Origin of the sequence: Microbacterium sp. NPDC055910 (assembly GCF_042271185.1) — a bacterium.
In the GTDB taxonomy this organism is placed as follows: Bacteria; Actinomycetota; Actinomycetes; order Actinomycetales; family Microbacteriaceae; genus Microbacterium.
This window is the reverse complement of sequence record NZ_JBHJZS010000013.1, coordinates 45,579-71,965: the sequence shown is the minus strand read 5'-3', so window position 1 is coordinate 71,965 and position 26,387 is coordinate 45,579. Positions and strand designations below refer to the sequence as shown.

General features: G+C 70.8%; 12 protein-coding genes. All 12 read left to right on the top strand.

The genetic code is table 11. From position 1 onward, the window contains the following. Positions 1-230 precede the first annotated feature (230 nt). The 12 genes from ACFC3F_RS08000 (at position 231) to ACFC3F_RS07945 (ending at position 26,384) form a co-directional block, all read left to right on the top strand. Positions 231-806 carry a DNA-3-methyladenine glycosylase I gene (locus tag ACFC3F_RS08000; RefSeq protein WP_376128306.1) on the top strand — a complete coding sequence of 192 codons (576 nt, stop codon included), beginning with the start codon at positions 231-233 and terminating at the stop codon, positions 804-806. Positions 807-1,160: 354 nt separating this feature from the next. After that, a complete protein-coding gene (locus ACFC3F_RS07995) occupies positions 1,161-3,506 on the top strand; it encodes an ATP-binding cassette domain-containing protein (protein WP_376128304.1) in 2,346 nt (781 codons plus the stop codon). Positions 3,507-3,634: 128 nt separating this feature from the next. Continuing rightward, positions 3,635-9,682: an Ig-like domain-containing protein gene (locus ACFC3F_RS07990; protein ID WP_376128303.1), complete on the top strand. Its 6,048-nt coding sequence runs from the start codon at positions 3,635-3,637 to the stop codon at positions 9,680-9,682. A 97-nt stretch (positions 9,683-9,779) separates the two neighbouring features. Next, the gene (locus ACFC3F_RS07985) at positions 9,780-15,854 is read left to right on the top strand and encodes an Ig-like domain-containing protein (RefSeq protein WP_376128301.1); all 6,075 of its coding nucleotides are present in this window, start codon (positions 9,780-9,782) and stop codon (positions 15,852-15,854) included. 49 nt (positions 15,855-15,903) lie between these two features. After that, positions 15,904-16,875, top strand: a complete 972-nt coding sequence (locus ACFC3F_RS07980) for an AAA family ATPase (protein ID WP_376128299.1) — start codon at positions 15,904-15,906, stop codon at positions 16,873-16,875. Further along, entirely contained in the window at positions 16,875-18,122 is a 1,248-nt protein-coding gene (locus ACFC3F_RS07975; RefSeq protein WP_376128314.1) for a DUF58 domain-containing protein, read from the top strand. The genes ACFC3F_RS07980 and ACFC3F_RS07975 overlap by 1 nt, the downstream gene beginning before the upstream one ends. Next, positions 18,119-20,488, top strand: coding sequence for a transglutaminase family protein (locus ACFC3F_RS07970; RefSeq protein WP_376128297.1), 2,370 nt, complete (start codon positions 18,119-18,121; stop codon positions 20,486-20,488). The genes ACFC3F_RS07975 and ACFC3F_RS07970 overlap by 4 nt, the downstream gene beginning before the upstream one ends. Then, entirely contained in the window at positions 20,485-21,807 is a 1,323-nt protein-coding gene (locus ACFC3F_RS07965) for an RDD family protein (RefSeq protein WP_376128295.1), read from the top strand. Before ACFC3F_RS07970 ends, ACFC3F_RS07965 begins: the two co-directional genes overlap by 4 nt. Next, positions 21,804-22,616, top strand: coding sequence for a PP2C family protein-serine/threonine phosphatase (locus ACFC3F_RS07960; protein ID WP_376128293.1), 813 nt, complete (start codon positions 21,804-21,806; stop codon positions 22,614-22,616). The genes ACFC3F_RS07965 and ACFC3F_RS07960 overlap by 4 nt, the downstream gene beginning before the upstream one ends. After that, positions 22,613-24,037 (top strand): FHA domain-containing protein, encoded by a 1,425-nt coding sequence (locus tag ACFC3F_RS07955; RefSeq protein ID WP_376128291.1) that lies wholly within the window; start codon positions 22,613-22,615, stop codon positions 24,035-24,037. Before ACFC3F_RS07960 ends, ACFC3F_RS07955 begins: the two co-directional genes overlap by 4 nt. Then, a complete protein-coding gene (locus ACFC3F_RS07950; RefSeq protein ID WP_376128290.1) occupies positions 24,034-25,665 on the top strand; it encodes a serine/threonine-protein kinase in 1,632 nt (543 codons plus the stop codon). Before ACFC3F_RS07955 ends, ACFC3F_RS07950 begins: the two co-directional genes overlap by 4 nt. Further along, positions 25,662-26,384 (top strand): hypothetical protein, encoded by a 723-nt coding sequence (locus tag ACFC3F_RS07945; RefSeq protein ID WP_376128288.1) that lies wholly within the window; start codon positions 25,662-25,664, stop codon positions 26,382-26,384. Before ACFC3F_RS07950 ends, ACFC3F_RS07945 begins: the two co-directional genes overlap by 4 nt. The last annotated feature ends 3 nt before the right edge of the window (positions 26,385-26,387 follow it).

Here is a 26,387-nt window from a genome sequence, read left to right as displayed (position 1 = left end):
GCCTCGACGATACGACCCGCACGAAGAGCCAGACGACGATTCGCGTCCATATGGTCGGCCAGCGCAGCATCCAGAAGATGACCCAAGATCTCTTCCGCAGGCAGGCGCACCGGTGTCACTTCTTCGGGATACGGGTCCTCCGCCATGCCCCCAAGTGTAGTACAAAGCTACGATACAGGGAAGGGTTCACTCGAAAGGAAGTGCGAACAGAGGCATCGTAGAGTCGAACGATGACAGCCGACACGATGACGGGAGTCGACGGCCGTGCTCGGTGCGCGTGGGTCGGTGCGGACGCCGAGTACGCGCGCTACCACGACGAAGAATGGGGCGTGCCCCTGCACGGCGACCGGCGCTTGTTCGAGAAGATGGCGCTCGAGGGATTCCAGGCAGGGCTGTCGTGGATCACGATCTTGCGCAAGCGGCCGAGGTTTCGCGAGGTCTTCGCCGGGTTCGATCCGGCGGCCGTCGCGCAGTTCGATGAGCGCGACGTCGAACGGCTCATGGCCGATGCGGGCATCATCCGCAATCGCGCCAAGATCGAGGCCACGATCTCGAACGCGCGGATCGTGAGCGAGATGGATGCCGGTGAACTCGACGCGCTGATGTGGTCCTTCGCGCCCGAGCCGGGCACGCGTCCCGACTCCCTCGCCGACGTTCCCGCGATCACCGCCGAGTCGACGGCGCTGAGCAAGGAGCTGCGCCGTCGCGGCTTCCGGTTCGTCGGCCCGACGACGATGTACGCACTCATGCAGTCCGCCGGCATGGTCGACGACCACGTCATCGGCTGCTGGCGCGCTCTCCCCTGACAGCGAGACCGCATCCGCACGCCGAGACCGTGGGTAAACCCCGCAGTCTCGTCGTGCCGTTGCAGTCTCGCGGTCACGTGGTCGAACCCACGCGGCGGGCGCGGACCCACGGGTGGGCGCGGGCGCGGACCCACGCGGCGGGCGCGGGCCGGAGCCGTATGGCGGGCGCGGGCCGGACCCGTGCGGCGGTCGCGGGCCGGAGCCGTGCGGCGGTCGCGGGCCGGACCCGTACGGCCGACCACGGGCCGTCCCGCACGGCCGACCCGCACGGTCGACCCGCACGGCCGACCCGCACGAATGAGGACGCGGAGTGTCCGGGGTGTGCGGCACAATGTAGCCGACTCGAGGGGGACCATGTCCGACAAGCACGTCGCCGATTCGCACGAAGTCATCCGCGTCACGGGAGCACGCGAGAACAACCTCAAAGATGTCAGCGTCGACATTCCCAAACGCCGCCTCACGGTCTTCACGGGCGTGAGCGGCTCGGGCAAATCGTCGCTCGTGTTCGCCACGATCGCGAACGAATCGCAGCGCCTCATCAACGAGACCTACCCGACCTTCGTGCAGCAGTTCATGGGGCAGCTGAACCGCCCCGACGTGGATGCGCTCGAGAACATCAGCCCCGCGATCATCGTCGATCAGGAACGCATGGGTGCGAACTCGCGCTCGACCGTCGGCACGGCCACCGACGCGCAGGCGATGCTGCGGATCCTCTTCAGCCGGCTGGGCCAGCCGCACGTCGGCCCGCCCCAGGCATTCTCGTTCAACGTCCCCTCGGTCTCCGGCGCGGGCGCCGTGACGATCGAGAAGGCGGGCAAGCGCATCAAGGAGCGCAGGTCGTTCGAGATCACGGGCGGCATGTGCCCTGCCTGCGAGGGTCTCGGCGAGGCGAGCGACGTCGATCTCGACGAGCTCTTCGACCGCACGAAATCGCTCGCCGACGGCGCCATCACGATCCCGGGATACAACGTCGACGGATGGATGGTGAAGGGGTACACCGAGTCCGGGCTCCTGGATCCGACGAAGCCGATCGCCGACTACACCGAACAGGAGCTGCAGGACTTCCTCTACAAGGAGCCGACCAAGGTCAAGATGTCCGGCATCAACGTGACCTACGAGGGACTCGTCCCGAAGATCACGAAGTCGATGCTGCAGAAGGACCGTGACGCGCTGCAGCCGCACATCCGCGCGTTCGTCGAGCGCGCCGTGAAGTTCATGCCGTGTCCGGCATGCGGCGGGACGCGCCTCAACGACGGGGCGCGCTCGTCCAAGATCCGCGGGATCAGCATCGCGGATGCCGCGGCGATGCAGATCACGGATCTCGCTGCCTGGCTGCGCACGGTCGACGATCCCGAGGTCGCGCCGCTCATGGAGGGTCTGCGCAGCACGATCGACTCCTTCGTCGAGATCGGACTCGGGTACCTCTCGCTCGACCGCGCGTCGGGGACGCTGTCGGGCGGAGAGGCGCAGCGCACCAAGATGATCCGCCACCTCGGGTCATCGCTCACCGACATCACCTACGTCTTCGACGAGCCGACCGCGGGCCTGCACCCTCACGACATCCAGCGCATGAACGATCTGCTCCGGCAGCTGCGCGACAAGGGCAACACGGTGCTCGTCGTCGAGCACAAGCCCGAGGTGATCGAGATCGCCGACCACGTCGTCGACCTCGGTCCCGGCGCCGGCCGCGCCGGCGGCGAGATCCGGTACACGGGAGACGTCGCGGGGCTCCGCGCCTCGGACACGATCACGGGACGCCATCTCGACCACAGGGCACGGCTCAAGGACGCGGTGCGCACGCCGACCGGTGCGCTCGAGGTGCGCGGGGCGGCGCAGCACAACCTGAAGAACGTCGACGTCGACGTGCCGCTCGGGATCCTCACCGTCGTCACGGGTGTCGCCGGCTCCGGCAAGTCCTCGCTCATCCACGGCAACCTCCCCGCCTTCGACGACGTCGTCGTGGTCGACCAGGCGCCCATCAAGGGCTCACGCCGCTCGAGCCCCGCGACGTACACGGGCCTGCTCGACACGATCCGCTCGGCGTTCGCGAAGGCGAACGGCGTCAAGCCGGCCCTGTTCAGCGCCAACTCGCAGGGCGCGTGCCCCGCGTGCAAGGGACTCGGCGTCATCATCACGACGCTCGGCTTCACGCAGAGCGTCGAGACGCTGTGCGAGCTGTGCGACGGCACGGGCTTCAGCGACGACGTGCTGGAGTATCGGCTGGACGGCAAGAACATCGCCGAAGTGCTCGCGATGTCGGCATCCGAGGCGGCGGAGTTCTTCACGAAGGGACCGGCGCACACGGTGCTCGCACGCCTCATCGACGTGGGCCTCGGCTACATCACGCTCGGTCAGGCGCTCAACACGCTCTCGGGCGGAGAGCGGCAGCGACTCAAGCTCGCCATCTCGATGGCGAAGAAGGGGGCCGTCTACGTGCTCGACGAACCGACGACGGGCCTGCACCTCGCCGACGTCGACAACATGCTGGGGATGCTCGACCGGCTCGTCGAGGCGGGCAACTCGGTCATCGTCATCGAACACCACCAGGCGGTCATGGCGCACGCCGACTGGATCATCGACATCGGGCCGGGAGCAGGTCACGACGGCGGTCGAATCGTCTTCGAGGGCACGCCGGCCGACCTCGTGGCATCCGGTGACACCCTCACCGCGCGGCACTTGAAGGAGTACGTCGCGCGGTGACCGATGGGGAATCATCCCCATGTCCGCGATTCCCGGCTCGGAAAACCCCCGGTTAGGCTGATCCGGTCACTCGTCTGCGAGCGACCCGATGCATCGCGTCGGCAGTGCCCTCGGGGGAGGCCCATTCCATGAAGTCGGTCGCGTGGCTGCGCGCGCGTCCGCGCGCTTTCGCGTCGGCCGGTGTCGTGACGGCGTCGGCGGTCGCCCTCACGACGATGGCCTTCGTCTACCAGGGCTTTCCGACGACCGAAGTCGACCTGCACGACGGCGGGGTCTGGGTCACGAAGCAATCGAGCCTGCTGGTCGGCCACATCAATCACGAGTCCCAGGTGCTGGACGGCGGTCTGCGCACGACGACGAGCGACTACGACGTGCTGCAGTCCGGCGACACCGTCTTCCTCGTCAACGACACGGATGCGACCCTGACGACGATCGACCCCGCGATGGTCGTGCTCGCAGACTCCGCACCGCTGCCCGCCGGGGCGCAGACGGCACTCGGCGGCCCGACCGTCTCGATCCTCGACCCGGCCTCGGGCGATCTGTGGGTCGTGCCGGCGAAGGGCGTGGGTGCGTTCAAGGTGCAGGGCACGGACCCGACCGTCTCACTCGGCAAGGGCGCCGCGTCGACGGTCGGTGTCGACGGCACCGTCTACGGCGTCTCGGTCGAGACCTCTGAGCTCGTGACGATCCCGGTCGACCCGCAGGGCACGCCCGGCGACCCGCAGCGCTCCGCCCTCGACGGCATCGACACCACCAGCACCGCGAGCGTCACGGCCGTCGGCACGACCGCCGTCGTGCTCGACACCGCCTCCGGCACGATCTTCACGTCCGCCGGCCGGAGCACGGTTCTCGACGACGGCGACACCGCGGTGCTGCAGCATCCGTCCGCAGCGACGGATGCCGTGACGGTGGCGACCAGGTCAGCGCTCGTCCGCGTCCCGTTCGACGGCGCCGCACCGACGGTCGTCACGACGACCGCGGGCGCCCCTGCCGCGCCCGTTCACATGGAAGGCTGCGCGTACGGGGCGTGGGGTGGTTCGGGCGCGTTCGTGCGCGACTGCGTCGGCGAGGAGCACGACCTCCAGGCCGACATCGACGGCCTGGAGGACACGGCGGTGCTGCGGTTCCGCACGAACCGCGACGTTGTCGTGCTCAACGACATCGTCGGCGGCGCTGCATGGATGGCGAGCGCCAGCCTGCAGAGGGTCGACAACTGGAACGAAGTGACGCCGCCCGAGAGCGACGAGGAAGACAACGAAGAGACCACGGAGGAGTCGGTCGAGACGACGCTGCCCGAGCGAACCGACGTCAATACTCCGCCGGTCGCGAACGACGACGACTTCGGAGTGCGACCCGGTCGCACCACCGTGCTGCCGGTGCTCGACAACGACAGCGACGCCGACGGTGATGTGCTGACCGTCACCCTGCCCGAAGGCGACCCGGCGCTCGGAACCGTGCAGCCGGTCAACAACGGCGCCGGTCTGCAGATCGCCGTGCCCGAGGATGCGACCGGCGGGGACTCCTTCACGTATCGGGTCGATGACGGTCGCGGGGGGACAGCCACCGCGACGGCGCGGCTGAGCGTCCACGGGTGGGACGTCAACGCGGCCCCCGTGCAGAAGCGGATCACGGCGGTGACCGTCGAGTCCGGCGGCACCGTGTCGTACAACGTGCTGCCCGACTGGATCGACCCCGACGGCGACGATGTGTACCTCGCCCTCGCGACGCCCGCGGAGGGCGATGAAGCGGACTTCACCTCGGACGGCCGGATCACCTACCGCGCGGTCGGCGGCACGCAGGGGCGCAAGGACGTCGTCGTGCTCGTCTCTGATGGCGACAAGGTCGCCGAGGGCATCGTCCGGTTCGACGTGCGCCCCGTCGGCTCGACCGTGCCGGTGACCAACGCCGATCACGTCGTCGTGCGGGCGGGCCAGACGGCGACGGTCGCCCCTCTCGTGAACGACACGAGCTCGAGCCGTGAGCCGTTGCGCTTGACGCGTGTCGACGAGGTGAAGAACGCGACGGTGATCCCGGACTTCGCCAACAAGACGTTCTCGTTCACCTCCGACATCCCGGACACCTACTACGTGCAGTACCTCGCGTCGGCGGGTGCCAACGGGGTTCCGGGGATCGTGCGCATCGACGTGCTCGACGAGGCCGACACCGACCGTGCGCCCGTCGCGGTGCGTGACATCGCGCTGCTGCCCAGCGGCGGTGATGTGCTCGTGAACGTGCTCGCGAACGACTCCGACCCCGCGGGCGGAATCCTCGTCGTGCAGTCGGTGACGGTCGAACCGGACAGCGGCATCGCCGTATCCGTGCTCAACCACGAGACGTTGCGGATCACCGATCAGGCGGCACTGGCGCAGCAGGTGCGCATCTCGTACCGCATCTCGAACGGCGCGAAGACGGCGGAGGGTGAGGTCATCGTCATCCCGGTGCCCGCGCCGGAGCAGCTGCGCCCCCCGGTCGCAAACGACGATCAGGTGATCGTGCGCGCGGGCGACGTCGTCACGATCCCCGTGCTCGACAACGACTACCACCCGAACGGCGACAGGCTGCGCGTCGCCCCCGACCTCGTGGCACCGCTGGTCGATCCCGCCGACGGCGAGATGTTCGTCACCGAGGACACGCTCCGCTTCCACGCCGGCGACGAACCCAAGACGGTCTACGCCACGTACGAGGCCGTCGATTCGACGGGACAGAAGGATGCCGGATACGTCACGATCCAGATCCTCCCGGTGAACGAGGAGACGAACACCGCTCCCCGGCCGCGCGACCTCACGGCCCGCGTCCTCAACGGCGCGAGAGTGAAGATCGCGGTGCCGCTGGACGGCATCGACCCCGACGGCGACTCGGTCGAACTCGTCGGCCTCGCCTCGGCGCCCGGCAAGGGCCGCATCGTCGAGGTGGGCGCCGACTACATCATGTACGAGGCGTTCGGAGACGCGGCGGGTCTCGATTCGTTCGCGTACCGCGTGCGCGACTGGCTCGGCAAAGAGGCCACGGCTCCCGTCCGGGTGGGCATCGCGCCCGCCGAGGCGGTGAACCAGGCGCCGTACGCCGTCAAGGACTCGATCATCATGCGACCCGGTCGCTCGGTCGCCGTGCCGGTGACCGCGAACGACTCCGATCCCGACGGTGATCCGTTCAGCCTCGTCCGCGACGGCCTCGTGGTCCCCGACGTGCCGGGCCTCACCGCGACGGTCCAGGGTCAGCGTGTCGTCGTCACCTCGCCCGACGAACCGATCGAAACGTCGATCCAGTACAAGATCCGAGACGCCCGCGGTGCCGAGGCGACCGCCGTCCTGCAGATCACCGTCGACGAGGACGTTCCGCTCTCGCGGCCCATCGCGCGCGACGACCGCGTCCCCACGGAGAAGATCGACGGCGGCACCGTCGATCTCGCGGTGCTCGACAACGACGAGGACCCGGACGGCACGAAGGATGCGCTGACGGTCGAGGTCGACGCGGGTGCAGCGCGTGTCCTGGCCGACGGCCGGGTGCGTGTGACCCTCGCCGACGAGCGCCAGCTGCTCAGCTACACCATCACCGATGCCGACGGGCTCTCGGCATCCGCTTTCATCTTCGTGCCCGCCCTCGGCACGCTGCCCCCGACGATCATCGACACGGGAGCCGTCGAGGTCGGCAGCGGCGAGACGATCGAGATCCTCCTCGCCGATCACGTGCGCACGTCGGACGGGAGCAAGGTCGTGATCACCGAGGCGGCCAAGGTGTCGGCCGGGCACTCGAACGGTGCATCCCTCGTGAAGGACCAGACGACGCTCGTCTACACATCGGCCGACCGCTACTTCGGACAGGACGCGATCAGCTTCGAGGTCACCACCGGCACCGGCCCCGACGACCCGAAGGGCATCAAGGCGCTGCTCACGATCCCCATCACGGTCCTCCCGCCGGAGAATCAGCAGCCCACGTTCGTCAACGGGCAGATCGATGTCGCACCCGGCGAGGATCCGGCGTCGCTCGATCTCGCCGCCCTCACGACCGATCCCGATCCCGGCGACGCGGACAAACTCCAGTTCACGCTCGTGGGCGGTGCGCCGAGCGGCTACACCGCCCGGATCGACGGCGGCACCCTCGCGGTCGGCGCGAGCGCCGGCACCCCCAAGGGATCGGGCGCGACGCTGAAGATCCGCATCACGGACGGCGAGACGGAGCCGATCGAAGGCGCCGTGAGCGTCAGGGTCACGGCATCCACGCGCCCGCTCGCCACGGCGAACGACGACACCGTGCCCGAGGCGCACCAGGGCAAGACGGTCAGCGTTCCCGTGCTGGCGAACGATTTCAACCCGTTCCCCGATCAGACGCTCACGGTCACGACGGTGACGCTCGAGACGGGTTCCGGTCGGTCCGAGATCGCGGGCGATCAGGTGCGCGTCACGCCCGATGCCGACTTCTTCGGCACGATGGTCGTGCGGTACCGGATTCAGGATGCGACGAAGGATGCCGATCGCGAGGTCGACGGTCGCATCCGCCTGACGGTGCAGGGTCGCCCTGATGCGCCGGGTACGCCCACCGTGTCGAGCGTGCAGGATCGCACGGTCGTGCTGTCGTGGAGCCCGCCGCCCAACAACGGCGCCGAGATCGAGAAGTACGTGGTCACCTCGACCGCGGGCGACTACACGAAGGACTGCACGGCGACGACGTGCACGCTGGACCGCCTCACCAACAATGTCGAGTACAACTTCACGGTCGTCGCGGTGAACCGGGTCGGCACATCCGATGCGTCTCCGACATCGGCGACGGCGCGACCGGATGCCCGCCCCGACACTCCGAACCCCCCGGCGCTCGTCTTCGGCGACCGCAGCCTGCAGGTGTCGTGGGTGACGCCGTCGACGCCGGGGTCACCCGTCGAGTCGTTCACGCTCGAGATCTCACCGGCCCCGCCGTCGGGGATCACGCAGAAGACGGGCCTCACCGGCACCTCCACGACGTGGGAAGGTCTCGAGAACGGCACGAACTACCAGGTGCGCGTGCGCGCCCACAACCGTGCGCCCGACCCGTCGAGCTGGAGCGCGTTCTCGGCCGGCATGGTGCCCGCGGCCCCGCCCTCGGCCGCTGCCGCGCCGACGACCTCCCGCCTGGACCCGGTCGGCGGGCAGGCGCAGATGCAGGTGGCGTGGGAGCCGCCCGCGGCGAACGGCGACGCGATCGACCAGTACCGGCTCAACGTCATCCGCGGCGGATCGGTCGTCAGCACGGTCACCAGCATCCCCGGCAGCGCCCGGTCGCAGGCGGTCGTGATGGCGGCATCCGAGACCGATTACACCTTCACGGTCGAGGCGCACAACAAGGCCGGCTGGGGCGCGGTCAGTCCCGCATCGGCTCCGCGCCGCGGGTTCACGCAGCTCGGAGCGCCGACGAACGTGCAGGCGACGACCCCCGCCGCCGACAGCCGCATCGTGGTCGACTACGGCGCCGCCGCCGGCAACGGCGCGCGGGCCGGCGAGATCGCCTACGAATACAACGTCGGAGGTGGCTGGCGCAGCGATTGGGACGGCCGCATCATCACGGCCGGCATCTCGAACAACTCCAGTTACACGGTGCAGGTGCGCGGCTACACGACGATCGACGGCGTCCGCTACGACGGTCCCCCCGCGTCGGCGCCCGCACAGGCCGCACCGTACGGTCCCGTGAACAACCCCGGGGTGTCCGCGCAGAACCTGGGCACCTCGGTGCGCGTCAACTGGTCGGCCCCCGCACCGAACGGGCGTGCGATCGCGGTGACCCAGATCAGCGTGAACAACGGCGGATGGCGTGATGTCGCCGCCAGCGGGTCGGAGACCCACGGCAACGGCTACCAGCAGACGCATTCGATCCAGGTGCGTTCGCGGGATGCCGCGGGCCAATGGTCGGCGGTCGTCTCGGCGAGTGCCCGGACCAACAACCCGCCCCCGCCGACGACCTGGTCCATCACACCGCCGCCGAACGGCACGTGCGTGCAGCCCGACTTCAACTACAGCCGGTTCACCAACGGCAACTGCTCCTCGTACTGGCTGCGCGCGAGCGACGGCCCGCAGACCGCGACGTGCTTCCGCGACTTGACCGGCTGGGCGGTCGAGGGCGACACGATCTGGTACTGGCTTTCCGGGCGTGGCGTGTACATGAGCCGCAAGGGCGTGAGCGGCAGCGCGTCGGGGATGCCGGCATGCTGACGGCCGCCGGCCCGGAGCCGACCGGTGCGGCGAGGGTTAGGCTGTTCGAGTTGTTCGTGATCGCTTCACGCACCGCGCCCCGGGGGAGGCCGATTTCATGAAGTCGTTCGCTTGGCTGCGGGCGCGCCCGAAAGCACTCGCGTCGGGGGCTGTCGTCACGGTGTCGGCGGTGGCGCTCACGACGATGGCCTTCTTCCACGAGGGGCTTCCGACGACCGAGGTCGATCTGCACGACGGCGGTGTGTGGGTGACGAAGCAGTCGAGCCTGCTCGTCGGCCACTTCAACCACGAGTCCCGCGTGCTCGACGGCGCCCTGCGCACGACGAGCGACGACTACGACGTCCTCCAATCCGGCGACACGGTGCTCGTGCACAACGGCACCGACGCGACGCTGACGACCGTCGACCCCGCGATGGTGGCGCTCACGACGGCGGCGAAGGTGCCCGGTGACGCACAGGTCGAACTGGGCGGACCCACCGTCGCGGTCCTCGACCGGCCGTCGGGCGACCTGTGGGTCGTGCCGGCTGCCGCGGCAGGCTCCTTCGAGCTGCAGGGCACGGACCCGATCGCGTCGCTCGGCGCGGGTGCTGCCGTGACGGTGGGCGCCGACGGCACGGCGTACGCCGTATCGCGCACGACGGGCGAACTCGTGACCGTCCCCGTCGACCCCGACGGCGCGGCTCTCGATCCGGAGCACCGCGAGATCGCCGGCGTCGACGAGACGAGCGAGGTCAGTATCACGGCGGTGGGTGAGATCGCGGTCGTCCTGGATGCGGCATCCGGCACCGTGCACACCTCGACGGGCCAGTCCACCGAGATCGAGCGCGGCGACACGGGTGTGCTGCAGGAGCCGTCGGTCGCGACCGACGCGGTGGTCGTGGCGACGTCGTCGTCGCTGGTGCGGGTGCCGCTGGACGGGTCGGAGCCGACGGCGACGTCGTCCGGCGCGCAGGGCACCCCGGCGGCGCCGGTGCAGCTGCGGGGCTGCACGTACGGTGCGTGGTCGGGCTCGGCGGTGTTCGCCCGCGACTGCATCGGGACCGACAACGATCTCACGACGGAGATCGAGGGGGCGGATGCTGCGACCGTGCTGCGTTTCCGCGTGAACCGCGACGTGATCGTGCTCAACGACATCGTCGGAGGCGCGGCGTGGATGGCCAGCGACAGTCTGCAGCGCGTCGACAACTGGAACGATGTGACTCCGCCCGAGAGCGAGTCCGAGGAAGAGGACGAGCAGACGACGGAGGAGTCGGTCGAGACGACGCTTCCCGAGCGCACGGAGGAGAACACGCCGCCGATCGCCACCGACGATGACTTCGGTGTGCGTCCGGGCCGCACGACGGTGCTTCCCGTGCTCGACAACGACAGCGACCCCGACGGCGACGTGCTCACGGTGACGCTGCCCGACGGCGACCCGGGTCTGGGCGCGGTGCAGCCGGTCAACAACGGCGCCGGGCTGCAGATCGCCGTGCCGGAAGAGGCGACCGGGTCGGATGCCTTCGTCTATCAGGTCGATGACGGCCGCGGCGGCACGGATACCGCGACGGCGCGGCTCACGGTGCACGGCTGGGACGTCAACGCGGCTCCCGTGCAGAAGCGGATCACCTCCGTCACGGTCGAATCCGGCGGCACGGTGTCGTACAACGTGCTGCCCGACTGGATCGACCCCGACGGTGACGACGTCTTCCTCTCGGCGGTCGCGCCCTCGGAGGGCGATGAGGCCGACTTCACGTCGGACGGACGGATCACCTATCGCGCGGTCGGTGGCACGCAGGGCCGCAAGGACGTCCCGATCGTCGTGTCCGACGGCGACAAGGTCGCCGAGGGCGTCGTGCGCTTCGACGTGCGCCCCGTCGGCTCGACCATCCCCGTCACCAACGCCGACCACGTCGTCGTCCGCGCCGGCCAGACGGTGACCGTCTCACCGCTCGCGAACGACACGAGCTCGAGCCGTGAGCCGTTGCGCCTGACGCGTGTCGACGAGGTCGCCGGCGCGACGATCGTGCCGGACTTCGCCAACAAGACCTTCTCGTTCACGTCGGACATCGCCAAGACCTATTACGTGCAGTACCTCGCGTCGGCCGGCGCCAACGGCGTGCCCGGCCTCGTGCGCGTCGATGTGCTCGACGACGCCGATCTCGAGCGCGACCCGATCGCGGTGCGCGATGTCGCTCTGCTGCCCAGCGGCGGCGACGTGCTCGTCAATGTGCTCGCGAACGACAGCGACCCCGCCGGCGGCATCCTCGTCGTGCAGTCCGTCACGGTCGAGCCCAACAGCGGCATCGCGGTGTCGGTCCTCAACCACGAGACCCTGCGCATCACCGACCAATCCGCGCTCGGCGAGCAGGTGCGCATCTCGTACCGGATCTCCAACGGCGCCCGCTCCGCGGAGGGCGAGGTCGTCGTCATCCCCGTGCCGGCCCCGTCGCAGCTGCGGCCTCCCGTCGCGAACGACGACGAGGTCATCGTGCGTGCCGGCGACATCGTGACGATCCCCGTGCTCGACAACGACTACCACCCCAACGGTGACACGATCCACGTCTCGCCCGACCTGATCCCGCCGTTCATCGACCCCGCCGACGGTGAGATCTTCGTCTCCGAAGACACCCTGCGCTTCCGCGCCGGCGACGAGCCCGGCACGGCGTACGCGACGTACGAGGTCTACGACAGCACGGGACAGAAGGACGCCGGCTACGTCACGATCCAGATCCTGCCGGTCAACGAGGAGACGAACACGGCTCCGCGGCCGCGTGACCTGACCGCCCGCGTGCTCAACGGCTCCCAGGTGAGAATCGCGATTCCGCTGGACGGCATCGATCCCGACGGCGACTCGGTCGAGCTCGTCGGCGTCGCGAGCGCGCCCAAGAAGGGACGCATCGTCGAGGTCGGCCCCAACTACCTGACCTACGAGGCCTTCAACGAATCGGCGGGCCTCGACTCGTTCACGTATCGCGTGCGCGACCGGCTCGGCAAGGAGGCGACGGCACCCATCCGTGTCGGCATCGCCCCGGCGGAGGCGTCGAACCAGGCGCCGTATGCCGTGAAGGACTCCGTCATCATGCGCCCCGATCGCTCGGTCGCCGTTCCCGTGACGGCGAACGACTCCGATCCCGACGGGGATCAGTTCGGCCTCGTCCGCGACGGTCTCGTCGTGCCGGACATCGAAGGGCTCAAGGCCGTCGTCCAGGGGGAGCGCGTCGTCGTGACGTCGCCGCCCGTGCCGGTCGAGACGAGCGTGCAGTACACGATCCGCGACGCGCGCGGTGCCGAGGCGATGGCGGTCCTGCAGATCACGGTCGCCGAAGACGTGCCGCTGCAGCGTCCCATCGCCCGCGACGACCGGATCCGCCCCGAAGACATCGACGGCGAGACGGTCGACGTCGAGGTGCTCGCGAACGACGAGGACCCCGACGGCACGAAGGACGGCCTGACGGTCACGACCGACGCCGCGACGGCGCGGGTCGTCGGCGGCGACACGCTGCGGGTGACGCTCACCGACGAGGCGCAGCTGCTGACCTACACGATCACCGATCAGGATCGCCTGACGGCGTCGGCGTTCGTCTTCGTCCCCGGCCTCACGACGATTCCGCCCGTGCTCACGACGGTGCAGGGCATCGAGGTGGTCAGCGGCGAGACGGTCGAGATCCCGCTCGCCGAGCACGTGCGTGCGGCGGCGGGCAAGCGGGTCGTCATCACCGAGGCGGCGAAGGTGCAGGCGTCGAACGCGAACGGCGCGAACCTCGTGAAGGACCAGACGACGCTGGTCTACACGTCGAGAGACGGCTACTTCGGTCCGGATGCCATCACCTTCGAGGTGACGGACGGCACGGGGCCCGATGACCCGGCCGGCATCAAGGCGATGCTGACGCTCCCCATCACGGTCCTGCCGCCCGACAATCAGCAGCCCTCGTTCACGAACGGCCAGATGGACGTGGCTCCGGGTGAGGATGCCGCGACGCTCGACCTGCGTGCGCTCACGACGGACCCCGACAGCGGTGACCTCGAGCGCATGCGCTATCAGCTCGTCGGCGGTGCTCCGTTGGGGTTCTCGGCCTCGATCGACGGCGGCAGCCTCCTGGTGAGCGCGTCGGCCGGCACGGCCAAGGGCACGACCGTGACCCTCGCGATCCGCATCGCCGACGGCGAGACCGAGCCGATCGAGGGCAGCGTGACGGCGCGCGTGACGGCGTCGACGCGTCCGCTGCCGACCGCCAACGACGACACGATCCCCGAAGCGCACCAGGGCAAGACCGTGACGGTGCCCGTGCTCGCGAACGACTTCAACCCGTTCCCCGACACCCCGCTCAAGGTCACGACGGCGATCGTCGAGACCGGGGCCGGCACGGTCGATGTCGCGGGCGATCAGGTGCGCGTCACGCCGAACGGCGACTTCTTCGGAACGATGGTCGTGCGCTATCGCGTGCAGGATGCCACCGCCGACGTCGATCGTGAGGTCGAGGGCCGCATCCGTCTCACGGTGCAGGGCCGGCCCGACGCGCCGGGCACCCCCACCGTGTCGAGCGTGCAGGATCGCACGGTCGTGCTGTCCTGGAGCCCGCCGCCCAACAACGGCGCCGACATCACGACCTACACGGTCGAGTCGGTCACCGGCAACTACACCAAGGCGTGCGCCGCCACGACGTGCACCCTGGACGGCTTGACGAACAACGTCGAATACAACTTCACGGTCGTCGCGACCAACCGCGTGGGCGATTCGGACCCGTCGGCACCGTCAGAGACGGCCCGCCCCGACGCGCGGCCCGACACCCCGCAGCCCCCGACGCTGGTCTTCGGGGATCGGAGCCTGCAGGTGGCCTGGGTCACGCCGACGACCCCGGGATCCCCCGTCGAGTCGTTCACGCTCGAGATCTCGCCGGCCCCGCCGTCGGGCATCACGCAGAAGACGGGCGTGACCGGCACGTCGCTGACGTGGGACGGTCTCGAGAACGGCACGAACTATCAGGTGCGCGTGCGGGCGCACAACCGTGCGCCCGACCCGTCGAGCTGGAGTGTCTACTCGGCACCCATGGTGCCGGCGGCACCCCCGGCGGCTGCCGGAGCACCGACGACGGCGCGCCTGGCGCCGGTCGGCACCCAGGCGCAGATGCAGGTCGCCTGGCAGCCTCCCGCCAACAACGGCGACACGATCGACCAGTACCGCGTCAACGTCCTCCGTGGGGGTTCGGTCGTCAACACGGTCACGAACATCCCCGGCAGCGTGACGGCGCAGGCGATCGTCGTGGCGGCATCCGAGACCGACTACACCTTCACGGTCGAGGCGCACAACAAGGCCGGCTGGGGTGCGGCCAGCGCCGCGTCGGCGCCGCGCCGCGGGTTCACGCAGCTCGGTGCGCCGACGAACGTGCAGGCGACGACTCCCGCCGCGAACAGCCGCATCGTTGTGACGTACGGCGCCGCACCGGGCAACGGCGCGCGCGCCGGCGAGATCGCCTACGAGTACAACGTCGGAGGCGGCTGGCGCAGCGATTGGGACGGCCGCACGATCACGGCGGGGATCTCGAACAACTCCGCCTACACCGTGCAGGTGCGCGGCTACACGACGATCGACGGCGTCAGATACGACGGCCCGGCGGCGTCCTCCGCGAGCGCCGCACGCCCGTACGGCCCGGTCAACACTCCGGGCGCGGGGGCGACGGCCAGCGGCACGACGATCACCTACTCGTGGTCTGCTCCGGCAGACAACGGCCGCACGATCCAGGTCATGCAGATCAAGATCAACGGCGAAGCCTGGAAGAACGTCGGCCGCTCCGGAAGCGAATCGCGCGACCACGGTCACAGTTACACGGGCACGATCCAGGTACGGGCCTACGACACAGAGGGTCAGGTCTCGGCCGTCGCATCGAAGTCGGCGACGACCTCCGCGCCGCCGCAGGCGTCTGCGCAGACGTACAAGGGCATCCGGACCAACAGTCCGACCTGCACGTCTCAGTACTGCCACCAGATCGGCGTGACGGTGAAGAACTTCCCGGCCGGGAACTACGACATCGTCTGCAACCACACCAACGGCGGCACGGCGTTCGCGCGCTACCCCAACGTGTACCTCCCCGCGAACGGTTCGAAGGAGTTCACGTGCCACTTCGGTGGACTGTCCGGAACCCAGGCGTGGATCACGATCGTGGGCTGGGGCGACGCCGCACGCGCGAACTGGTGACCCCGATCGCTCCATACGCCCGCATCTTCGAGAGAAAGACACGACACACATGACTATGACCCCCGAACAGGCGGCCTGGTTCCAGGGCACCTTCGCCCGCCTCGTCGACAACGTCGACCGCGCCCTCATGGGCAAGCGCGAGGTCGTCGGACTCGTGCTGGCGGCGATGCTCGCCGAAGGGCACGTGCTGCTCGAGGACGCACCGGGAACGGGCAAGACGAGTCTCGCGAAGGCCCTCGCGGCGACGGTGCAGGGCACCAGCAGCCGCATCCAGTTCACGCCCGACCTCCTGCCCTCCGACGTCACGGGGGTGACGATCTACGACCAGGCGACCCGTCGGTTCGAGTTCCACAAGGGCCCCGTGTTCGCCTCGATCGTGCTCGCCGACGAGATCAACCGTGCGTCGCCCAAGACGCAGTCGGCGCTGCTGGAGGTCATGGAGGAGTCGCGGGTCACCGTCGACGGCGTCGCGCACGAAGTGGGGCGCCCGTTCCTCGTCATCGCGACGCAGAACCCGATCGAGCAGGCGGGCACGTACAAGCTGCCCGAAGCTCAGCTGGACCGCTTCCTCGTCAAGACCTCGATCGGCTACCCCGACCTCGAGATCGCCGAGCAGATCCTCGCCGGGTCCGCCGACCGCAACCCGTCGGCGCACCTGCCGGCGATCATCACGACGAGCGCCGTCGCCGACATGGCCGACCTCGCCGCGACGGTGCACGTCGAGCCGGCCGTGCTGCGCTACACGGCGCAGCTCGCCGAGGCGACGCGTGAGGATGCCGCGACGCGCCTGGGCGTCTCGGTGCGCGGCTCGATCTCGATGATCCGCGTCGCGAAGGTGTGGGCGGCCGCGCAAGGACGTCACTTCGTGACGCCCGACGACATCAAGCGACTCGCCGCACCGACGTGGACGCACCGTCTCGTGATGGACCCCGAGGCGGAGTTCTCGGGCACGACGCCCGAGACCGTCATCGCCCGTGTGCTCGAGACCGTCGACGCTCCGCAGGCGAGGTCGGCAGCTTGATGACGACGGACGCGCTCCGCCCGGCGGCTGCCGTGGGGCAGCGCCGTGAGCACGCGCAGGGCGTCGCCCTGCTCGTGTGGGCGCGTGTCCGCAGCATCCTGTCGGTGTTCCGCCCGCTCGCGTGGGTGCTCATCGCGGCGGCTGTCGTGCTCTGGATCGCGGGCCAGACGCTCGGCTGGTGGGAGCTGACGATCACGGCTGTCGTGCTCGCGACCGTCGTCGCGCTGTGCGCCCTGTTCCTCATCGGTCGCACGACCTACGACGCTTCGCTCGATCTGAACCGCACGCGCGTCGTCGTCGGCGAACGCGCCGTCGGGGCGCTGACGCTCGCCAACACCGGCACGCGCGCGATCCTGCCCTCGCGCGTCGTGCTTCCCGTCGGGGCCGGTCGCGGCGTGTTCGCCGTGCGCCGCCTGGCGGCGGGAGAGTCCGCCGAAGAGCTCTTCGCGATTCCGACGCAGCGCCGGGGCGTGCTCGCGGTCGGGCCGGTGAGCGTCGTGCGCGGTGACCCGCTCGGCGTCTTCGAGCGCGTGCACCGTCGCGACGAGCCGGTCGATCTCTTCGTGCACCCCCGCACCGTGGCGTTCTCGGGCCAGTCGCTCGGGTTCCTGCGCGACCTGGAGGGGCTCCCCGCGACCGACCTCTCGCGCGACGATGTGTCGTTCCACGCTCTGCGCGAATACCAGCCCGGCGACGATCTGCGACACGTGCACTGGAAGTCGACGGCGCGCATCGGCGACATGATGGTGCGCCAGTACGAGGAGACGCGCCGGTCGCACTTCGTCATCGCCCTGTCGCGCAGCGCGGCGGATTATCGCGATTCGGACGAGTTCGAGCTCGGCATCTCGATCGCCGGGTCGATCGGCCTGCGCGCGCTGCGCGACTCGCAGCGCGTCGAGATGCGCGTGCAGGGCCGTGAGCTGCCGGCATCCAACGGCAAGCGGTTCCTCGACTCGCTCTCGATCATCGACCATTCCCGGCCCCGCGAAGGCGGCATCGTCGAGCTCGCCGGAACGGTGGCCGCGACGCTGCCGCTCGCGAGCGTCGTCGTGCTCATCTGCGGCAGCAACGTCGACGCCGCGGCGCTGCGCCGCGCGTGCGCGCGCCTGCCGTTCGGCGCGCGGGTGCTCGCGCTCGTCGCCGAGCCGGGCGCCACCCCGTCGCTGCGCCGCATCGGCGACGCCGACGTGCTCACGGTCGGCGCCCTGGACAAGCTCCCCGGCGCGCTGCGGAAGGTGCTCGCATGACCACTCCGACCACGACGCCGCAGCGTCTGCCGCTGCGGCGATGGGTCCTCGACCTCGTCGCCGTCGCACTGCTGCTCGCCGTGCCCATCGCCGGCTTCTGGCCGACGTTCGCGGCGCCGTCCTATCTGGTCGCCGCGGTCGGCGCGGCCCTGCTCGGCATGACCATCGCGTCGCTGGGCGCCCTGTGGCGCTGGGGAGCGCTGCTGATCGCCGGCGCGACGGTCGTCGTCTACTTCGTCTTCGGCGGTGCGCTCGCGCTGCCGCACACGACCGTCGCCGGGGTCGTGCCGACCCTCGACACGCTCGGGGGCCTCGCCCTGGGCGCCGTGACGTCGTGGAAGGGACTGCTCACGACGGTCGCCCCCGTCGCGGCGAGCGACGGCCACCTCGTCGTTCCGTTCCTGCTCACCCTCGTCGCCGCGGTCCTCACGACGAGCCTCGCGCTGCGCGTCGCCCGTGCCGCGTGGGCGCTGATCCCCGTCGCGGCGTTCCTCGTCGTGCAGATCGCGATCGGCACGTCCGAGCCCGCCGCGCCCATCGTGCAGGGCATCGTGTTCGCCATCGTCGCGGTCGCGTGGCTGTCGCTGCGCGCCGCGTGGGCGCACAGCGGCGCGGCGATCTCGCTCGGCGGAGACGGCGAAGGGTCGTCGCGCACTGCCGCGACCCGTCGCATCCTGCTCGGCGGCGGGGTCGTCGCCGTCGCCGCCGTCATCGGCGTCGCGACGAGCGCTCTGGCGGCCCCCGAGGCTCCGCGCTACGTGCTGCGCGACGTCGTCATCCCGCCGTTCGACATCCGCGAGTACCCGAGCCCCCTGCAGGGGTTCCGCGCCCTCGTGCGCGACCAGGCGGACGATCCGCTCTTCCGGGTGTCGGGACTGCCCGAGGGCGCGCGCGTGCGCATCGCGACGATGGACGCCTACAGCGGCACGGTCTACAACGTGTCCGACGAGGGCGCCGGATCGTCGAGCGCCTTCCGCCCCGTGCGCGGCAAGATGTCGCCGGATGCCGCGGGCACGCCCGTCACGCTGCGCTTCGACATGGGCGAATGGGACAACGTGTGGATGCCGGGCGCCGGAGAGATCGCCGAGGTGCAGTTCGACGGTCCGCGCGCCGACGACCTGCGTCGCAGCGCCCACTACAACGAATCGACCCGGACCGGCGTCGTCACGGGACGACTCACGACCGGTGACGGCTACACGATCGACACGACTCTTCCCGCCCAGCCCAGCGACGAGCGGCTGTCGGGCGAAGCCTTCGCTCCGGTCAAGCTGCCCAAGCAGGAAGGCGTCCCGCAGGATCTCGCCGACATCGCCGCGAAGGCGGTCGCTGAAGCGAACACGCCGATCGAGCAGGCGCGCGCACTGGAGAGCTTCCTGGCCGACGGCGGCTTCTTCAGCCACGGGCTCGAGGGCGAAGTCCTCTCGCGAGCCGGCCACGGCGCCGAACGGATCCTGACCCTCGTCGATGCCGACCAGATGATCGGCGACGACGAGCAGTACGCGACCGCGATGGCCCTTCTCGCGCGCGAGATCGGGATCCCCGCTCGCGTCGTGATGGGCTTCTATCCCGAAGAGGATGCCGCGGGTCAGGCCGTCTTCACCGCGACGGGCGACACACTGCACGCGTGGGTCGAGATCGCCTTCGAAGACTCCGGCTGGGTGCGGTTCGACCCGACTCCGCCCGAGGACCAGGTGCCGAACGACCAGACCACGAAGCCGCGCGCCGATCCGAAGCCGCAGGTGCTGCAGCCGCCGCCCCCCGAGCAGGAGCCCGTCGACCTGCCGATCGCGATCCCCGACGACCGCGAGAGCGAAGACGAGGAGAAGAACGACCTCGGCCTGCTCGGCGCGATCCTGGCGATCGGCGGCGGTGTGCTCGGCGTGCTCGCCCTCCTGGCGGCGCCGTTCATCGTGATCGGTGTCTTCAAGGCGGCCAGGCGTCGTCGGCGCCGAGCCGCGGAGCGGCCGTCCGACCGGATCAGCGGAGGGTGGGATGAGCTCGTCGACCGCGCGGTCGACTACGGCACGCCCGTGAACTCCGGCGGCACGCGCCAGGAAGACGCGGTGACGGTCGCCGACGCGTTCGCCGAATCGCGCGTCGCGACGCTGGCGACCCGCGCCGATCTCGAGGTGTTCGGGCCGACCGATCCCACGCCGGCCGACATCGATGAGTTCTGGCGTCAGGTCGACGACATCGTCGGCGGGATGGCGGCGCACCGCTCGCTCTGGCAGCGGATGCGCGCCAGACTGAACCTGCGCTCGCTGCTGGCGGGCACACGGTTCGCGCTCCCCCCTCGCACAATCCGTGCCCGTCCGGACGGCGACGATCGACGAGCCGACACCTCCCCACCCCCGGAGTCCGAATGAGTCACCCCAGCTACGCCCCGCCGGTCGCACCCGCGCCGCGCGGCCCCGCCCTCGCATCGATCGGGCGTCGCGTGGCCGCGTACGCGATCGACGGCGCGATCGGCGCCGCCATCATGGTCGTGCTGGCCGTCGTGGGCGTCGCGATCGCGCTACCGCTGTCCGACGGAAGTCCCCAGAGCGTCCTGTTGGTGCTCGCACTCGTCTACGGCGTCATCGGACTCGCGAGCCTCGCGTGGGCTCTCGTCTACACGGCGCTGCAGGGCGGTCAGGGCTCGCCGGGGCAACGTCTGATGCGCGTGCAGGTGCGGGATGCCACCACCGGCGCCCCCCTCGGCTTCGGCCGCGCGCTGCTGCGCAACATCATCTGGGGGCTGGCAGGGTCCATCGTCGTCGGCTACTTCACGCCCCTCTTCGACCCGGTGCGGCGTCAGGGCTGGCACGACAAGGTCGTGAACGCCGTCGTCGTCGACGCCGTCGCCCGAGCCGACCGGTCTGACGGTCGCACGCCGTCGCGACCCGGGGCCACGCCGGCGCCCGCTCCGGGCGCCGCGGGCGCACCGATGCCCGCTCCGGGCCCCGCGGCGCCCGCCGTGCCGCCGCCACCGCCGCTGCCGCCGCGCGAGTTCACACCGCCGCCGGCGCCGGCGTACCCGTCGGCTGCTCCGAAGCCCGTCGCGCCCGCGTTCCGTTCGGCCGCGTCGGGCGACGGCATGATCTCGCTCGTGCCCGGAATCACGATCGACCCGACCGGTGGCGCGGCATCCCCGGCGCCCGCGGCACCGGCACCCGTGGCTCCGGCGCCCGTGGCTCCCGCGCCTGCGGCTCCGGCGCCCGTGACACCGCCGCCCGCAACGGCTCCGACTCCCGCCGCTGCCCCCGCTTCGGCGACGCCCCCCGTGCCGCCGCCCGCCTACCTCGCGCCGCCGCGCGTCTCGACGCCGGGGCCGGTTTCGGAAGAGATCGACATCGACGAAACGCGCGCCGCGACCCCGGCCCGCACGGTCGCCGTGCTCGTGTGGGACGACGGCACCCGCACCGCCGTGTACACACGCACGCTCTTCGGGCGCAATCCGGGCCGCGAAGAGGGGGCGGTCGTGGCGTCCGTCCGCGACGAGACGCTGTCGCTGTCGAAGACCCACTTCGAGATCGGATCGAATGCGGCGGGTCCGTACGTCGCCGATCGCCACTCGACCAACGGCACGACGCTCGTGCGCGACGGCGGGCGCCAGGTGCTCGCACCGGGCGTGCAGACGGCGCTGCGCCCCGGCGACGTGCTCGAGTTCGGTGATCGCCGCGCCACCGTCGGGGGCGACGCGTGAGTGTGCCCATCGTCGAGGTCGTCGCCGGTGCGGCGACGGATCCGGGCCTGCGCCGTCCGATCAACGAGGACTCGCACCTCGCGGCATCCCCGCTCTTCCTCGTCGCCGACGGCATGGGCGGACACCAGGCGGGCGAAGTCGCATCGGCCGCCGTCATCGCCGAGTTCTCGACTCTCGCGGGACGCGGAAGCCTGTCGATGCGCGAAGTGCGCACGGCACTGGACACCGCGCGGCGCCGCGTCGACGAACTTCCGGAAGCGGCCGCGGGCGCCGGCACGACGCTCACGGGAGTCGTCATCGCCGACGTCGACGGCGTCGGGTGCTGGCTCACGCTCAATCTGGGGGATTCGCGCACCTATCTGCTCAGCGACGGCGAGTTCGACCAGATCAGCGTCGACCACTCGGTCGTGCAGGAGCTCATCGACAGCGGACAGCTCGATGCCGCCACGGCGGCCGTCGACGCTCGCCGCAACGTCATCACGCGCGCGATCGGCGGCGGCAGCTCGGCAGAGGCCGACTACTGGGTCATCCCGGCACAGGTCGGCGACCGGGTGCTCGTGTGCTCCGACGGGCTGTCGGGGGAATTGAGCAGCGAGCGCATCGACACCGTCCTGCGGGCGGAATCGGATCCGCAGGCGGCAGCGACCCGCCTCGTGCACGAGGCGATGCTGCAGGGCGGTCGCGACAACATCACCGCGATCGTCGTCGACGCCGTCGCGGTGCACCGCGGTGTCGCCGCCGACGACGGCGATGACGACGTCGACGAGGACACCCGACCCCGTGTCGGGACAGGAGGGGGTCGGCGATGATCGTCGGACGATACGCGCCAGGACCGTGGCAGGCGGTGGTGACGGGCCGCGGGCTCGTCGTGCTGGGCGCCGACGTTCCCATCACGCTGCTCGAGAGCGTCTGGCGTCAGGCCGACGCGGGCCGCGGGCTCCCCGCCGTGATCGAGGCCCTGACGGGTGCGTTCGGCACATCGCTCGCGGCGATCCCGCCGTTCGCCGTCGTGCTCGCCGAAGAGGACAGCGTGCGTGCCGTCGTGCGGGGGGCGTTCGAGCTCACCGTCGAGACGGCGACCGGCGTCGAAGAGCTCTCGGGTGCGACGGTCACGACATGGACCGAGCGCACGATCCCCGGTGCGGTCCGCGCGAACATCGTGACGGCCGAGCACGATGCGCCCGTCGAGTACCCGATCCGCGACGGCATCGTGCTGGTGTCGGCCGTCACGGTCACCTTCGATGGGGCGGATGCTGCGCCGGTGGCCCCGCCCGAGCTCCACGCCGCGCGTGGCGCCACGCCCGAGCCCCAGGCCGCGCGTGTTGCCACGCCTCCCGCAGCCGGGTTTGGGGCGGGTTCGGGCACGGACACGCCGGAGGGCGCGGCGAGTCGCGACGCGAATCCGCCCCAAACCCCGGACGCGGGTGGGGTTGAACCCGGGGTCGAACCGGAACCCCAGGCCCAGGCCCAGCCCGAGCCCGCGGCCGGGGCCCAGGCCCAGGGCCAGCCCCAGGCCCAGCCCGCGGCCGCGGCCGGGGCCGAGGCCGGGGCGCTGGCGACTCCCGCGGCAGTGGAGGCGCCGGGGATCATCGACTCCGCCGCCGTCACGATGGCCGGAGCCGACACGCTCCTTCCCGCCGACTCGACCTTCGCGCGCGCGGCCGTCACGGGCGACAGCGCCTCCGCCGAAACCTCTGCCGACCCGGCCGAGGGCGACAGCGTCTGGGCGGCGACGGTCGTGCGCCCGACCGACGCGACCGGACCCGCCCCGGCACCCGCCGCGGGTGATCACGACGGTGAGACCATCTCGCTCGCGCAGGCGCGTGCACTGCGCGGCGCGGCGGATTCCGACTCGATGCCGCCGCCGCTCGCGCCACCGCGGCGCACCGCGCCCGGTCGCATCCGTCTGTCCACGGGGCAGGAGCTGCTGCTCGATCGCACCGTCGTGATCGGCCGCCGGCCGCGATCGACGCGCGTCGTCGGCACCGATCTGCCGCACCTCGTCGCGGTCGCGAGCCCGGAACAGGACATCTCGCGCAGCCACCTCGAACTGCGGGTCGAGGGCGACAGCATCGTGGCGACCGACCTGAACACGACCAACGGCACGATCCTGCACCGGGCCGGGGCCGACCCCGTGCGGCTGCACCCGGGCGAGGCGACCGTCGTCGTCAGCGGCGACCTGCTCGATCTCGGCGACGGGATCACCGTCACGGTCGAGGAGACCGCATGAGCGCGAAGCGCGCGCCCATGGCGCCGCCGGATCTGCCGGGATTCACGTATGTCGACGTGCTCGGATCCGGCGGCTTCGCCGATGTCTACCTCTACGAGCAGCAGCTGCCCCGCCGCCGCGTCGCGGTGAAGGTGCTGCTGCTGGATCGCATCTCGAGCGGCTCGGTGGCGGAGTTCACCGCCGAGGCGAATGTCATGGCGATGCTCTCGACGCATCCCGCGATCGTCACGATCTATCAGGCCGGGGTCGCCGACGACGGCCGCCCCTATCTCGTGATGGAGTACTGCCCCAAGCCCAACCTGCAGGTGCGGTACCGGCGCGAGCCGTTCTCGATCGCCGAATCGCTGCGGGTCGGCGTCCAGGTCGCGGCCGCCGTCGAGACCGCGCACCGCGCCGGGGTGCTGCACCGCGACATCAAACCCGCCAACATCCTCGTGACCGAGTACAACCGACCGGCGCTCACCGACTTCGGCATCGCGTCGACGACGGCCGCCGCGGCGGAGTCCGCGGGCCTGTCGATCCCGTGGTCGCCGCCGGAGTCGTTCGCCGATGCGCCGCAGTCGACGCCGCGCTCGGACGTCTACGCGCTCGGCGCGACGGTGTACACCCTGCTGGCGGGGCGGTCGCCCTTCGAACAGCCCGATCAGCGCAACACGGCCGCAGACCTCATCCAGCGGATCGAGACCGAGCCCCTCCCCGCGCTCATGAGGACGGATTCCCCCGCGTCGCTGCAGTGGGTGCTCGAACGCGCGATGGCCAAGAACCCGGCCGACCGCTACGAGTCCGCCCTCGGGTTCGCGCGCGCCCTGCAGAAGGTGCAGATCGAGCTGTCGCACGCCGTGACGGCGATCGACATCCTCGATGACGCGCTGCCCGAAGAGGACGTCGTCGAAGACGATGACGACGGCCTGACCCGTGTGCGCGGCGTCGTCAGCATCAACCCCGAGACCTCGCCCGCGGCGGGGCTCACCCGACCCTCGGCCGCGACCGCACCGGCACAGCCGCGGCATGATCCGGCCGTCGCGGCCTTCGCACCCGGCGTCGACGAGACGATGCTGCGCGCGCCGTCGGCCCCCGCCGAGCCCGCGACGGACGTGACCGCGACGATGCGCCGGCCGGTCGCCCAGCCCGCTCCGCCCGCCGAGCCGCCCGCGTCACCGCCGCTCGCCCCGCCTCCGCCCGCAGCATCCGAACCGCCGCGCGCGGCCCGGTCGCGCCGTGCCGTCCTCGGCTGGTCGATCGGCGGCGGTGTCCTGATCGTGCTCGCCGCCATCATCGTGGGGGTGTCGCTGCCGGGAATCCTCTCGGGGAACACGCCGACCCCGCCGCCGCCCGAGACCTCCGCCGACCCGCAGGACCCCGTCTCGGTCGTCGTGCCCGCACCCGCCGACGTCACGGCCGTCGCGAACGCCGACGACGTGACCTTCACCTGGACGAACCCCGACCCGAAGGACGGCGACCACTATCTGTGGTCGGTCGTGAGCATCGGCGCAGAGGCCTCGACCGAGAGCACGACCGAGACGAGCGTCACGGTGCCCGCCGATCCGTCGGGTCGCACGTGCATCGAACTGTTCACGGTGCGCGACAACGGTCGTTCGTCGCAGGCTGTCACCGAGTGCACGCCGTGAGCGCGCCCGCCCCGCTCACCGTCGAGTTCGCCGGCGAGGTCTTCCCCGTCTCGCCCGACGCCGAGTTCACGGTCGGCCGCGAGGGCGACCTCGCGATCGACGACAACCTGTTCCTGCACCGCAACTTCCTGACCATCTCGCGCGTCGAGGGACTGTGGCTGCTCTCGAACGTCGGCAGCCGGCTGTCGGCGACGGTGACCGACTCCGGCGGACGCGTGCAGGCCTGGCTCGCCCCCGGAGCGCGACTGCCTCTCGTCTTCGCGAAGACGTCGATCATCTTCAGCGCCGGACCCACGACCTACGAACTGACCGTCACCTCGAGCGAGCCGGCGTTCCGCGAGACGGTGCGCATCGACGACGACGAGGGCGACGGACTCAGCACGATCGGCGACGTGCCGCTGACGCTCAGCCAGCGGCTCATGATCCTCGCCCTCGCCGAGCCCGTCCTGCGCCGCGAGGGCACCGGCATGAGCGAGCTGCCGACCTCGGCGCAGGCGGCGGAGCGGCTGGGCTGGACGCTCACCCGCTTCAACCGCAAGCTCGACAACGTGTGCGACAAGCTCGACCGCATCGGCGTGCCGGGGATGCGCGGAGGCGTGCGGTCGTACGCGACGAACCGCCGGGTGCGACTCGTGGAGCACGCGATGGCGGCGCGGCTGGTCACCCGCGAGGATCTGGCGCTGCTCGACGAGGCGCGCGACGCCGACGACGAGAGCTGACCG

Excerpts from the sequence above, each read along its gene's own strand:
- ACFC3F_RS08000 (WP_376128306.1), top strand. The coding sequence starts at position 231 with ATGACAGCCGACACGATGACGGGAGTCGACGGCCGTGCTCGGTGCGCG.
- ACFC3F_RS07990 (WP_376128303.1), top strand. The coding sequence starts at position 3,635 with ATGAAGTCGGTCGCGTGGCTGCGCGCGCGTCCGCGCGCTTTCGCGTCG.
- ACFC3F_RS07995 (WP_376128304.1), top strand. The coding sequence starts at position 1,161 with ATGTCCGACAAGCACGTCGCCGATTCGCACGAAGTCATCCGCGTCACG.
- ACFC3F_RS07970 (WP_376128297.1), top strand. The coding sequence starts at position 18,119 with ATGACCACTCCGACCACGACGCCGCAGCGTCTGCCGCTGCGGCGATGG.
- ACFC3F_RS07975 (WP_376128314.1), top strand. The coding sequence starts at position 16,875 with ATGACGACGGACGCGCTCCGCCCGGCGGCTGCCGTGGGGCAGCGCCGT.
- ACFC3F_RS07985 (WP_376128301.1), top strand. The coding sequence starts at position 9,780 with ATGAAGTCGTTCGCTTGGCTGCGGGCGCGCCCGAAAGCACTCGCGTCG.
- ACFC3F_RS07950 (WP_376128290.1), top strand. The coding sequence starts at position 24,034 with ATGAGCGCGAAGCGCGCGCCCATGGCGCCGCCGGATCTGCCGGGATTC.
- ACFC3F_RS07965 (WP_376128295.1), top strand. The coding sequence starts at position 20,485 with ATGAGTCACCCCAGCTACGCCCCGCCGGTCGCACCCGCGCCGCGCGGC.
- ACFC3F_RS07955 (WP_376128291.1), top strand. The coding sequence starts at position 22,613 with ATGATCGTCGGACGATACGCGCCAGGACCGTGGCAGGCGGTGGTGACG.
- ACFC3F_RS07980 (WP_376128299.1), top strand. The coding sequence starts at position 15,904 with ATGACTATGACCCCCGAACAGGCGGCCTGGTTCCAGGGCACCTTCGCC.